Raw genomic sequence first — 12,733 nt, 5'->3', positions numbered from 1 at the left:
TCTCGTCGGTGCCCATCTCGTCGGTGCCCATTTCGTCGGTGCCGTTCATGCCCATGCCGCTGCGATCCTCCATCCACGGCGCTCGAGCTCGTCGAGTAGCCGCTGTTCTTCCTCCGGTACCACCGAGACCTCGACGATGCCGATGGGTGCTCCCGGCGAGTGCTCGAGGCGCAGGTCCTCGAGGTTGACGCCGATCTGCCCGATCTCGGTCAGCAGGCGGGCCAGTTGGCCGGGCTGGTCATCGATGAGCACGACGACCTGGCTGTACCGCCGGGTCGTGCCGTGTTTGCCGGGCAGCCGGGCCACGCCGAGGTTGCCGGCGGCCATCGCGCCCGCGATCGTCCTGGGGGCTCCCGGGGCCGTGGGCTCGGCGAGCGCGGCGATGACGGCGTCGAGTTCAGCGCGGAACGCCTCGAGCACCGGCCGGATCCGCGGCGCGTTCGCACCGAGGATCTGGACCCAGAGGCCGGGATCGCTCGCGGCCACCCGGGTGACGTCGCGAACGCCGCCACCCGCGAGACCGAGCGACGTGTCGGGGGCGTTGCGCAGCTGCGAGGCCATCAGCGTCGACACGAGTTGGGGCGCGTGGGACACCAGGGCGACGGCCTCGTCGTGGGTGTCGACGTCCATCTCGACGACGGTCGCGCCGAGGTCCAGCGCGAGGTCCTCGACGGCCACGGCACGCTGATGCGTGATGCCCTGGTGGCCCGCGATGACCCAGGGCCGTCCGATGAACAGGTCCGCGCGCGCGGCGATGGCGCCGCTGCGCTCGCGACCCGCCATCGGGTGCGATCCCACGTATCGGCTGACGTCCGCTCCGCGCTGTCGGAGCGCTGCCAGCGGACCCGCCTTGACGCTCGAGACATCGGTGACGACCGCGTCCGGGTGTGCGTCCAACTCGCGTGCGACGACCGACGCGGTCACGTCCGGTGGCACCGCGACGACGACGAGGCCGGGGCGGTCACCGTCGGACGCGAGTCGACCGGCCCCGTAGTCCGCGGCGAGCGCGAGCGCTGCAGGCGAGGCGTCGTCGAGGACGACGTCCACGCCCTGTTGCCGGAGCGCGAGTCCGATCGATGCGCCGAGGAGCCCGGTCCCGACGATCCGGACCTGTCCGCTGACCCGACGCTGGCCGGTGGACTCGGGCGCGGCGGTCGGGGCGGTGCGGGAGGGCCCGGACGAGGCCGACGGATCCGTTCGGGTCACGGTCGTGTCCTCTCCATCACACGCAGGGGCCCGAGGACGACGGCGCTCGGGGCGCCCCGGTACCGCGGGCACCACCCGAGCCTACCGATGCCCGACGCGACGGCTCGTCGTGGCCGCAGCGCGTCAGTCCTCCGGGTCCCGCTCCACGCGGTCCGATCCACGGTTCCGATGCCGTCGCGCGATGGTGAGCAGCGCTCCGAGCTCCTGCGCCGTCAACGCACGCTGCCGGCCCACGCCGAGCGTGCCGAGGTGGAGCGGCCCGAACGACCGACGCACGAGCTCCTCGACCGGGTGACCGACCGCGTCGAGCATGCGACGCACGATCCGGTTCCGTCCGGAGTGCAACGTGATCTCGACCAGGGAGGACCCGCGCGCGTTCTCGAGCAACCGCGCCTTGTCCGCCGCGATCGGACCGTCCTCGAGTTCGACACCGTCGATGAGGCGCTGGATCGTCGCGGGCGTGACGCCGCCCTCGACCTTCGCGATGTAGGTCTTGGTCACGCCGAACGACGGGTGGGCGAGGACGTGCGCGAGCGCGCCGTCGTTCGTGAGGATCAGGAGGCCCGAGGTCTCGGCATCGAGCCGCCCGACGTTGAACAGTCGCTCGTCGTACCGGTCGGCGTACTGCGACAGGTCGGGCCGTCCGTGCTCGTCGTGCATGCTCGAGACGACGCCCGTCGGTTTGTTGAGCATCACGTATCGACGCGAGGCGTCCACCTGCACCGCGAGACCGTCGACGGCGATCTCGTCGTGCTCGGGGTCCACGCGTCGGCCGAGAGCATCGACGACCTCGCCGTTGACCGTGACGCGTCCCTCGGCGATGAGGTTCTCGGCCACCCGCCGACTCGCGATCCCCGCTGCCGCGATCACCTTCTGCAGGCGCTCTCCCTGGGGCAGATCGCCGGCCGGGAGGCCCGCCCCATCCGGACCTCCACGCCCGGTTCCCGAGCCGGTCGCGTCATCCCACTCGGGGATGATGGGGCGCTCTGGCGTCCCCTCGAGCGGGAGCCCTCGTTCATCCACGGCACCGGGCCGGAGCGGGTTGGTGTCCGGCCGGGCGGCGGGAGTGCGGCGCCCCGGTCGTCCGTCGTCGTCACGGCGCTGGTTCCGCGGGTTCGCGGTGCCGCCGACGTACCGACGACCGTTGTGCCACACCCGGGAGTCCGCGGGGTCGGACCGCTGCGCGTCGCCCCGGGGGTCCCGCCCGCGGCCGCCCCGGGGGTCCCGCTCGCGGCCGGCCCGGGGGTCCCGCTCGCGGCCACCCCGGTCGTCCTGTCGGCGATCGTCACGCCCGGCTCGCGGCCGAGAGTCGTCCCCGCCGTGTCGCCCGCCACGGAACCCGTCCCGCGGAACACCCGAACGGTCGCTCTGGTCGTCCCGACGTCGCTCGGGGCCGCCGCCACGGCGACCCTCGCCGCGTGAACCGAAGCCTCCCGTCGGACGGTCGCGGGACGGATGTTGGCCGTACGGCCGGTCGCCACGGGCGCTGTCGCCGCGACCACGGTCGCCGTACGGCCGACCGTCGTTCGGCCGGTCACCTCGGGCGCCGTCACCGCGCCCACGGTCGCCGTACGGCCGGCCGCGATCGGGACGGCCGCGATCCGGACCGTCTCGATCCGGACGACCACGATCAGCGCCTCCGGCACCGGGACGAGCGCGGCCGTGCCCGTTCCGGTCCGGCCTCGATCGGTCGGACCGATCCCGCCCCCTCGGGTCCCGGTCGTCGTCATGCGCGGCCATCGGCGAATCCTTCCGTGCCGTCCTCGAGGAGCGGCGAGATGAGCGGCAGCTCCTCGAGCGTGTTGATCCCGAGCTGGGTGAGCAGCAGGTCCGTGGTCACGTAGTTGATCGCGCCGGTCTCGCTGTCGGTGAAGGACTCCGCGATGAGTCCGCGAGCCACGAGGGTCCGAACGACGCCGTCCACGTTCACGGCGCGGATCGACGCGATCTGAGCTCGTGTGATCGGTTGCTTGTAGGCGACGACCGCCAGGGTCTCCAGCGCTGCTTGCGAGAGACGGGCGGGACGTTCGGCGCGCACGAACTGCTCCACCACCGGGTCGAGTTCGGACCGGACGTAGAAGCGCCAACCGCCGCCGACCTCACGGAGTTCGAACCCCCGGCGGACCCCGCCGTCCGCCCCGTCGAAGTCATGGACGAGGCGCTCGATGGCCTGCCGGACCGCGGGCACGGGCGCGCCGACCGCGGTCGCGAGCGCGATCGGGGTCTGGGGTTCGTCCGCGATCATCAGGATCGCCTCGATCTGACGGTCGATCGGCACGTCGAGGCCTGCCGCGCCACTCCGAGCATCATCGGCGCCGTTCGCGGCGTCCACTGCCTCGCCGTCACGAAGCTCCTGCTCGGCGAAGCGGGCCTCGGCGATCTCGTCGGCGCCGCCGGGCTCGTCGGAGCCGCCGGCACGACCGCCGCTGCTGTCATCCGTCATAGTCGGCTCCCAAGTTGGCGAGGCTCTCGTCGGACCAGTGGTCCGCGGTCCAGCGGATGGTGAGCTCCCCGAGGGGCTCGAGCTGTTCGAACGCGATGGAGGCGTTCCGGTACAACTCGAGGATCGCCAGGAAGCGAGCCACCACGATACCCGTCTCGGTCACGCCGGCGATCAGTTGCCGGAACGTCACCTCGCCGCCGTTGCGGAGCATCGACACGACGATCGCGGCCTGCTCGCGGATGCTGACGAGCGGCGCGTGGAGGTGGTCGAGCCCCACCGTCGGGATCGCCCGCGGGGCGAGTGCGACGGCCGCGAGCGCCGCGAAGTCCTGTACGGACAGTGTCCAGACGAGCTCCGGGGTCCGAGCCCGGAACCGCTCCTCCAGCCGCACGGACCGGACGTGCCGGCGCACCTCGGTGTCCCACTGCGCCCCGAACCAGTGCGCGGCCTGCTTGAACGCCCGGTACTGCAGCAGCCGCGCGAACAGCAGGTCGCGTGCTTCGAGCAGGGCGACGTCCTCGGCGTCGACGAGTTCGCCCTGTGGCAGCAGCCCCGCGATCTTCAGGTCGAGCAGGGTGGCGGCGACGACCAGGAACTCGCTCGCCTCGTCGAGCTCCTCAGCGCTCTCGGCCGCCCGCACGTATGCGATGAACTCGGTGGTCACGGCGCTGAGCGCGACCTCGGTGATGTCGAGTTCACGCTTGGTGATGAGCGACAGGAGCAGGTCGAACGGCCCGTCGAAGTTCGCCAGCGTCACCCGGAACCCCGGGCGCCCGTCGGTCTCGGTGGCCGACGCGGTCAGGGCCTCCGGTGCCGTCCGCGTCGGGTCAGGCGACGGCGCCACGGAAGACGAGTTCCCGCGCGAGCGCCCGGTACGCAGCCGCGGCGGGGTGGTCGGGCGCGGTCTGGGTGATCGGTCGCGCGGAGACCGTGGCGTCGGGGAACTTCACGGTGCGCCCGATGACGGTCTCGAACACCTTGTCGCCGAACGCGTCGACGACCCGCTCCATGACCTCGCGCGAGTGCAGCGTCCGGGAGTCATACATGGTGGCGAGGATGCCGTCGAGCATGAGCGCCGGGTTGAGCCGGTCGCGCACCTTGTCGATGGTCTCGATGAGCAGCGCCACCCCGCGCAGCGCGAAGAACTCGCACTCGAGTGGGATGAGCACGCCGTGCGCGGCCGTGAGGGCGTTGACGGTGAGCAGTCCGAGCGAGGGCTGGCAGTCGACGAGGATGACGTCGTAGTCGCGCGAGACCTTCCGCAGGACCCCGGCGAGGATCTGCTCGCGAGCGACTTCGCTGACCAGGTGGACCTCGGCTGCGGACAGGTCGATGTTCGCGGGGATGACGTCGAGCCCGGGCGTCCCCGTGCCCTGGATGATCGTGTTGGGGTCCTTCACCGTGCCGATGAGCAGGTCGTAGACGGTGGGGACGTCGTGCGTGCGGACACCGAGTCCCGCCGACAGCGCACCCTGCGGATCGAAGTCGACCGCGAGCACGCGGCGTCCGTACTCGGCGAGCGCTGCGCCGAGGTTGATCGAGGTCGTCGTCTTGCCGACGCCGCCCTTCTGGTTGCACAGGGTGATGATGCGGGCGGGCCCGTGGCCGTCGAGTTCTTCGGGCACGGGGAACGTCCGAACGGGTCGCCCGGTCGGACCGATCGCGGGCTGGGTCGTCGGGTTCGTGGGCACGCTGCAATCGTAGCGGCGGCCGACGACGCGGCCGGGAGGCGCACCCCACGCCGCCCCGCGCCGCACGCTCGGCGACGCGTGCCCGATCAGGCCCGGGTACCGCCGGTGCGCACACCTGCACGGGTCGGTCGTCGCGCCCGCGGGTGGCTCGTGACGTAGACGTCGTGGAGCATGTCGGCGGTCACGAGCGTGTAGATCTGCGTGGTCGCCACGGACGCGTGGCCGAGCAGCTCCTGCACGACCCGGACGTCGGCTCCGCCTTCGAGCAGGTGCGTCGCGAACGAGTGCCGGAACGTGTGGGGCGAGACGTGCGCGGTCAGGTGGGCGCGTTCGGCAGCGGCCTGGATCACCAGCCATGCGCTCTGCCGGGACATGCGCGCCCCGCGGACACCGAGGAACAGCGCGGGGGTCGCCGTGCCGCGCGCGGCGAACACCGGCCGGGCCCGGACCAGGTAGGCGTCGATGGCGGCTCGCGCGTAGCTGCCGAGCGGCACGATCCGCTGCTTGTTGCCCTTGCCGGTGACGCGGACCACGGCGATCTCCGACTCGTCCCCGTCCTCGTCGTCATCGTCGGGCGGCAGGGCCGTGACGTCGTCGACGCTGAGGCCGACCGCCTCGGAGATCCGGGCCCCCGTCGCGTACAGGAGTTCGAGCAACGCGCGATCGCGGAGCTGCACGGGATCGTCTCCGTCGACGGCGGCGAGGAGTGCGCCCATCTGGTCGATCGTGATCGCCTTCGGCAGTCGCATGGGGGACTTCGGAGGTCGCACGGACGCGGCGGGATCCGCGGGCAGGACGCCCTCCGCAGCGGTGAACGCCGAGAACGACCGGATCGACGACAGCATCCGGGCGATGCTCCGGGGCGCGAGCGGTCCCTCGGGCCGGGTGGCCAGGGAGGTGACGAAGTCGGACACGTGCGACTTGGTGAGACGTCGGACGTCCTCGACCACGACCGCCCCGTCGGGGTCCGACTCCAGCCACTGTCCGAAGGCCGTCAGGTCTCGTCGGTACGCCGCGAGCGTGTGCTCGGACAGTCCCCGCTCCACGGCGACGTGGCGCAGGTAGCTGCCCACGGCAGCGTCGTACGTCGTCACGGCATCCAGGCTAGGCGACCGAGGTCCCGGTCCGCGGGACGGGGACCCAGCCCGCGAGGTCGAGCGGGCCTGCGACGTGGCCCGGGCCCCGCGATCCCGGCTCGGCCCTCGGCGTCAGCGGGACTCGACCCGGTCCACGGCGAGCGCCGCCAGGGACAGGATCGCGTTGCCGAGCCGGCCGCCGAGCACGCCCTGCACGACGTCCTCGCGCGGCACCCACCGCTTCACGATGTCGGCCTCCTCGAAGGAGCGCTCGAACGCCTCGTCCTTGGCACGGACGCCGCGGGCACGGTAGACGATGATCACCTCGTCGCTGCCGCCCGGCGAGGGGGTGAAGCGGAGCAGTTCGGACCAGTCGTCGGCCTCGAGATCGGCTTCCTCGCCGAGTTCGCGCTTCGCGGCGTCGAGCGGGTCCTCCCCCTGCTGGTCGAGCAGCCCGGCGGGCAGCTCCCAGTCCCGCTTGCGGATCGGGTGCCGGTACTGCTGGATGACGAGGACCCGGCCTTCGTCGTCCTCGGCGTAGACGGCGACGGCGCCGGTGTGCGCGATGTACTCGCGCACCATGTCCTCGCCGTTGTAGTCGACCGTGTCCTTCCGGATGTCCCAGACGGCGCCTTCGTACACGACCTCGGACGCCTTGAGCGGTGGTTCCAGGTGCTCGTCGGCGAGCGGGGTCTCAGCGGGCGTGGGTTCGGGGTCGTTCGTCGCGGTCTCGGTCACGCATCTATCCTGCACCTCGCGGCGACGACGACACTCGACCGCCGGGGCGGCAGTGGACGGCGCAGCGCGACGCGGACATGGGGAGGACGGACGACGGGAGGGACGGTACCGACCGGCACCGTCCCTCCCGTCCGCGTCGCCGGTGGTCAGACGGACTCGGTCTCCGGCTCCTGCACCTCGAACAGTCGCGAGGCCTCCTGACGGTCCAGCGCCGCGGCGACGAGGCCGGCGAAGAGCGGGTGCGCGTGGTTCGGCCGCGACCGCAGCTCCGGGTGCGCCTGGGTGCCGATGTAGAAGGGGTGCACCGACCGGTCGAGCTCCACGTACTCGACCAGCGTGCCGTCGGGCGACGTCCCCGAGAACACGAGACCGGCGTCGGCGATCTGGTCGCGGTACTTGTTGTTCACCTCGTAGCGGTGACGGTGTCGCTCGGATGCCTCCGCCGCGGCGTACAGGTCGCGGGCGAGCGTGCCCTCGCCGAGCTCGGCCGGGTACAGGCCGAGCCGCATCGTCCCGCCGAGGTCGCCGCCGGCGATGATGTCGACCTGCTCGGCCATGGTGGCGATCACGGGGAACGGCGTCTCCGGATCGAACTCGGACGACGACGCGTGCGGCAGACCCGCCTCGTTGCGCGCGTACTCGATGACCATGCACTGCAGACCGAGGCACAGACCGAGGGTCGGGATCCCGTTCTCGCGGGCGAACCGCAGCGCACCGAGCTTGCCCTCGATCCCGCGGACGCCGAAACCGCCCGGCACACAGATGCCGTCGACGTCACCCAGGTGCTTCGCCGCACCCTCGGGCGTCTGGCACTCGTCCGACACGACCCACTTCAGCAGCACCTTGGTGTTGTGCGCGAAGCCGCCGGCTCGCAACGCCTCGGTGACGGACAGGTAGGCGTCCGGCAGGTCGATGTACTTGCCGACCAGTCCGATGGTGACCTCGCGCTTCGGCTCGTGCACCGCGCGGAGCACCTCGTTCCAGCTCGACCAGTCGACCGGGCCCGCGGACAGCCCGAGCGCGTCGATGATGTACGCGTCGAGGCCCTGGTTGTGCAGCATCGTCGGGATGTCGTAGATCGACGGCACGTCCACCGCGTTCACGACCGCGCCCTCGTCGACGTCGCACATGAGCGCGATCTTCCGCTTGTTCGAGTCCGACACGGGGCGGTCCGAGCGGAGCACGAGCGCATCGGGCTGGATCCCGATCGAGCGCAGCGCGGCGACGGAGTGCTGCGTCGGCTTCGTCTTCTGCTCGCCCGAGGCGTTCATGAAGGGCACGAGGGAGACGTGCACGAAGAACACGTTCGCCCGCCCGAGCTCGTGTCGCACCTGGCGGGCCGACTCGATGAACGGCTGCGACTCGATGTCGCCGACGGTGCCACCGACCTCCGTGATGATCACGTCGGGCTGCGGGTCGTTGCTCGCCTGCTCCCGCATCCGGCGCTTGATCTCGTCCGTGATGTGCGGGATCACCTGCACCGTGTCGCCGAGGTACTCGCCCCGGCGCTCCTTGGCGATGACCGACGAGTAGACCTGCCCCGTCGTGACGTTCGCGGACTGCGACAGGTTGATGTCGAGGAACCGCTCGTAGTGGCCGATGTCGAGGTCCGTCTCAGCACCGTCGTCGGTGACGAAGACCTCGCCGTGTTGGAACGGGTTCATGGTGCCCGGGTCGACGTTGAGGTACGGGTCGAGCTTCTGCATCACGACGCGCAGGCCCCGCGCGGTGAGGAGGTTGCCGAGGCTCGCGGCGGTGAGGCCCTTGCCGAGCGAGGAGACCACGCCACCGGTGACGAAGATGTGCTTCGTGACCTTGGAGGGCTGGTCAGGAGAAGAGGATCGAGTACCGCCGCTGAAGATGTCCGCCACGGGCTTCCATTGTATGGCACGGGGCGTCACCCCGTCGATGCCGCCCGGAGCGGCGGGCGGTGCCGGCGGCGGTCCGGGTGTGTCGCGGCGCCACGCCCCAGGACGCGACGCCGACGGAGCGCTCGTCCGGTCCGCACGGCGCGCGCAGGATGCCGGGAGGCCCGACCGCCGCCCGCCTCAGACGCTCGCCGCCGCCATCTGCAGCAGTTCGCGCGCGTGCTCGATACCGCTCTCGCTCTCGTCGAGTCCGGACAACAACCGCGCCATCTCCTGCAGTCGGTCCTCACCCTGCAGGCGCTGGACGCTGCTCGAGGTGACGGCACCCGAGGCGTCCTTGACGACCCGCAGGTGGTTCGTGGCGAAGGCCGCCACCTGCGCGAGGTGCGTGACCACGACGACCTGGGTCGTCCGCGCGAGGCGGGCCAGGCGGCGTCCGATCTCGATCGCCGCCGCTCCCCCGACCCCGGCGTCGACCTCGTCGAAGACGAACGTCGGCACGGTGGTCGTGCCGGCCATCACGACCTCGATCGCGAGCATCACGCGGGACAGCTCGCCGCCGGACGCACCCCGGCCGATCGGCCGCGGGTCGGATCCCGAGTGCGGCTGCAGCAGGATCGCGACCTGGTCCCGTCCGGCCTGCCGGTACTCACCGGCATCCGTCACCTCGACGACGAGTCGAGCCCCAGACATCGCGAGCGACGCCAGCTCGTCGGTCACCCGTGCGGCGAGGTCCTCGGCCGCGGTCGTCCGTGCGGCGGTGAGGGCGGTCGCCGTCTCCTCGAGCACGGCGAGGTCCGACTCCACCGCGGCCTCGAGCGCCACGATGCGGTCGTCGTCCCCGTCGAGTTCGAGCAGACGGTCGGACGCCCGCCGCCCGAACGCGATGACGTCGTCGACGTCGTCCCCGTACTTCCGGACGAGCGCGGCGAGCACGGCCCGTCGCTCGTTGACGAGTTCGAGGTCGTGCGCGGCATCGCCGTCGAGCGAGCCGAGGTAGCTCGACAACGTCGACGCCGCCTCGCCGACCTGGTACCCGATGTCGGTGAGCTGGTCGAGGATCGGCGCGAGTTCCGCGTCGAAGCCGATCACCCGTTCGACCGCGCGGCGCGCCGCCTCGACCAGCCCGACCACGTCGGGTGTGCCGTCGAGCGCCTCGCTCGAGAGCGCCTCGTGGGCCAGGCCGGCGGAGAGGCGGAGCTCCTCGAGGTTGCCGAGCCGCTCGGCGCGTTCCGTGAGCTCGACGTCCTCGCCGGGTTGTGGGTCGGCCGCCTCGATCTCCGCGCTCGCGGCCCGCAGCGTGTCCGCCTCCCGGATGCGTTCCTCCCGATCGCGCGTCAGGCCCTCGAGGTCCCCCGCATGCTGCTGCCAGCGGTCGTACGCCGTGGTGTACGCGGCGAGCGCGTCGCGGAGTGCCGAGCCGCCGAAGGCGTCGAGCGCGGCGCGCTGCGCGGTCGCCGAGGTCAAGCGGATCTGGTCGGACTGCCCGTGCACCGTGACGAGCCGGTCGGCGAGTTCCCCGAGTACCGCGACCGGCGCACTCCGTCCGCCGACGGTCGCGCGGCTGCGTCCCTCGGCGGAGACCGTCCGCGTCAGGATGAGCTCGCCGTCCTCGACCGCTCCGCCGGCGTCCTCGACGCGCTCGACGACCGGCGAGTCGGCCTCGATCCGCCAGCGGCCCTCGACGACGGCCGACGCACTCCCCCGCCGTACCGACGACGCGTCGGCGCGCGCCCCGAGCAACAGGCCGAGCGCCGTCACGATCATCGTCTTGCCGGCACCCGTCTCACCCGTCACGACCGTGAACCCGGGGCCGAGTTCCAGCGTCGCCTCGCCGATCACCCCGAGGTCCCGGATCCCGATCTCGTCGATCACGATCCGTCCTCGTCGTGCTGGGGCCCACGCCATCCACTGACCGGCAGCTGGAACTTCGCGACGAGCCGGTCGGTGAACGGCGCGTCCTTGAGACGTGCGACCCGGACGGGCTGCGGCGAGCGCCGGACCTCGACGCGCGCGCCGGGAGGCAGGTCGTGGGTGCGTCGTCCATCGCACCAGAGCACGCCCAGGCCGGCCGTCCGGCGCAGGACCTCGACGGCCAACGTGCAGTTCGGACCGACGACGATGGGTCGTTGGAAGAGCGCGTGTGCCCCGAGCGGCACCATGAGGAGCGCGTCGACGTCCGGCCACACGATGGGACCGCCGCCCGAGAACGAGTACGCGGTCGACCCGGTCGGGGTGGACATGACGACACCGTCGCACCCGAACGACGAGAGGGGGCGGCCGTCGACCTCCATGACGACCTCGAGCATCCGCTCGCGGGCGGCCTTCTCGACGGTCGCCTCGTTGAGCGCCCAGGACGAGTAGACGACGTCCTGCCCCAGGATGACGTCGACCTGCAGGGTCACCCGCTCCTCGACGTGGTAGTCGCCGCTCAGCGCACGCTGCACGGTCTCGGCCAAGCCGTCGCGCTCGCTCTCGGCGAGGAACCCGACGTGACCGAGATTGACCCCGACGATCGGCGCGTTGACGTCGCGCACCAGTTCCGCCGCACGGAGGATCGTCCCGTCCCCGCCGAGCACGATCACGATCTCGAGTTCGGACGTCTGCACGTCCACCCCGAGGATGTCGACCTGGCCCACGGAGGCCTCGGCACGCCGGATGTCGGCGTACTCGTCGAACGGCATCACCGGGACGAGGCCTGCGGCGTGCAGCAGGTCGCACACCTCGAGCGCGGCGTCGATCGAGTCCCGCCGGCCGGTGTGCGAGACGAGCAGGATGTGTCGTTCGCCGGTCATCGCGTTTCCTCGTTCCTGTCCGTACCCGTTCGATCCCGCGCTGACATCGTGCCCCGCACGGACGTCGTGCCCCGCACGGACGTCGTGCCCCGCACGGACGTCGTGCCCCGCACGGCGTTCGCTGCGAGCACCGTCACCCGGGATCGCCACTCCGTGGGCTGTGTCCCGCCGCCCCGCACCAGGTGCACGAGGAACTCGTGGTTCCCGTGCGTACCGAGGATCGGCGACGCGATGACGCCCGCTACGCCGAACCCCAGGTCGTGCGCGGTCCAGAGCACGTTCATGACGGCGTCGTCGCGGAGGTCAGGATCGTGGACGATGCCCTCACGGATGCCCGACCGCCCCACCTCGAACTGCGGTTTCACGAGCAGGACGTGTTCGTCGGCCGGGACCGCGTCGGCCAGCGCCGGGAGCACGAGTCGCAGGCTGATGAACGACAGGTCGGCGACGACCAGACTCGTGGCCGCGGCCCGGGGATCCAGGGCGCGGAAGCCATCGGGCTCGAGGTTCCTGGCGTTCATCCCCTCGACGACAACGACGCGGCGGTCCGACGCCACGCGGGGGTCGAGCTGCCCGTGACCGACGTCGAGCGCGATGACCCGGGACGCTCCTCGCTCGAGGAGCACCTGCGTGAAGCCGCCGGTCGATGCCCCGACGTCGAGCGCCACCCTGCCCGCCGGGTCCACCTCGAAGGCGTCGAGCGCCGCGACCAGCTTGTGCGCCGCCCGCGACACCCAGTCGTCGTCCGGTTCGACCGCGAGCATGGCGTCGGGGCGCACCGGCGACGACGGCTTCACCGCGGTGATGCCGTCGACCGCGACCCGGCCCGCCTGCACCAGCTTCACGGCGGCGGTCCGGGACCGCACGAGTCCCCGCTCGGCGAGCAGCGCGTCGAGCCGCACCGAACGCTCCGCGG

At 71.9% G+C, this 12,733-nt stretch carries 12 protein-coding genes; 1 reads left to right on the top strand and 11 read right to left on the bottom strand.

The genetic code is table 11. The features are described from left to right. Window positions 1–45: 45 nt before the first annotated feature. The gene (locus DEI93_RS04830; protein WP_111120522.1) at window positions 46–1,206 is read right to left on the bottom strand and encodes a prephenate dehydrogenase; all 1,161 of its coding nucleotides are present in this window, start codon (window positions 1,204–1,206) and stop codon (window positions 46–48) included. A 123-nt stretch (window positions 1,207–1,329) separates the two neighbouring features. Continuing rightward, the gene (locus DEI93_RS04825) at window positions 1,330–2,103 is read right to left on the bottom strand and encodes a pseudouridine synthase (protein ID WP_258372337.1); all 774 of its coding nucleotides are present in this window, start codon (window positions 2,101–2,103) and stop codon (window positions 1,330–1,332) included. Between the two features lie 249 nt (window positions 2,104–2,352). On the opposite strand from DEI93_RS04825, the gene DEI93_RS04820 reads away from it, so the two are divergent. Beyond that, on the top strand, window positions 2,353–2,628 hold the full coding sequence (locus DEI93_RS04820; protein WP_258372331.1) for a hypothetical protein: 276 nt from the start codon (window positions 2,353–2,355) through the stop codon (window positions 2,626–2,628). A gap of 304 nt (window positions 2,629–2,932) precedes the next feature. Here DEI93_RS04820 and scpB read toward each other — a convergent pair whose 3' ends face one another. From scpB to DEI93_RS04775, 9 genes are all read right to left on the bottom strand, one after another. Continuing rightward, window positions 2,933–3,649, bottom strand: a complete 717-nt coding sequence (scpB, locus tag DEI93_RS04815; protein WP_111027425.1) for an SMC-Scp complex subunit ScpB — start codon at window positions 3,647–3,649, stop codon at window positions 2,933–2,935. Then, window positions 3,639–4,493 carry a segregation and condensation protein A gene (locus tag DEI93_RS04810; RefSeq protein WP_111120524.1) on the bottom strand — a complete coding sequence of 285 codons (855 nt, stop codon included), beginning with the start codon at window positions 4,491–4,493 and terminating at the stop codon, window positions 3,639–3,641. Before DEI93_RS04810 ends, scpB begins: the two co-directional genes overlap by 11 nt. Further along, entirely contained in the window at window positions 4,477–5,340 is an 864-nt protein-coding gene (locus DEI93_RS04805; RefSeq protein ID WP_111011364.1) for a ParA family protein, read from the bottom strand. Before DEI93_RS04805 ends, DEI93_RS04810 begins: the two co-directional genes overlap by 17 nt. Before the next feature lie 86 nt (window positions 5,341–5,426). After that, window positions 5,427–6,434 carry a site-specific tyrosine recombinase XerD gene (locus DEI93_RS04800; protein ID WP_258372332.1) on the bottom strand — a complete coding sequence of 336 codons (1,008 nt, stop codon included), beginning with the start codon at window positions 6,432–6,434 and terminating at the stop codon, window positions 5,427–5,429. 114 nt (window positions 6,435–6,548) lie between these two features. Continuing rightward, window positions 6,549–7,154 (bottom strand): NUDIX domain-containing protein, encoded by a 606-nt coding sequence (locus DEI93_RS04795; RefSeq protein ID WP_258368754.1) that lies wholly within the window; start codon window positions 7,152–7,154, stop codon window positions 6,549–6,551. A 146-nt stretch (window positions 7,155–7,300) separates the two neighbouring features. Continuing rightward, on the bottom strand, window positions 7,301–9,025 hold the full coding sequence (pyrG, locus tag DEI93_RS04790) for a CTP synthase (RefSeq protein WP_284158620.1): 1,725 nt from the start codon (window positions 9,023–9,025) through the stop codon (window positions 7,301–7,303). Between the two features lie 177 nt (window positions 9,026–9,202). Then, window positions 9,203–10,897: a DNA repair protein RecN gene (gene recN / locus DEI93_RS04785; protein WP_111120525.1), complete on the bottom strand. Its 1,695-nt coding sequence runs from the start codon at window positions 10,895–10,897 to the stop codon at window positions 9,203–9,205. Further along, window positions 10,894–11,817 carry an NAD kinase gene (locus DEI93_RS04780; protein ID WP_111011366.1) on the bottom strand — a complete coding sequence of 308 codons (924 nt, stop codon included), beginning with the start codon at window positions 11,815–11,817 and terminating at the stop codon, window positions 10,894–10,896. The genes recN and DEI93_RS04780 overlap by 4 nt, the downstream gene beginning before the upstream one ends. After that, window positions 11,814–12,719: a TlyA family RNA methyltransferase gene (locus DEI93_RS04775; RefSeq protein WP_258372333.1), complete on the bottom strand. Its 906-nt coding sequence runs from the start codon at window positions 12,717–12,719 to the stop codon at window positions 11,814–11,816. Before DEI93_RS04775 ends, DEI93_RS04780 begins: the two co-directional genes overlap by 4 nt. Window positions 12,720–12,733: the final 14 nt, after the last annotated feature.

Source organism: Curtobacterium sp. MCBD17_035 (assembly GCF_003234815.2).
GTDB lineage: Bacteria > Actinomycetota > Actinomycetes > Actinomycetales > Microbacteriaceae > Curtobacterium.
Note: the sequence above shows the minus strand (reverse complement) of the source record. Positions and strands in the feature narration are given on the sequence as shown.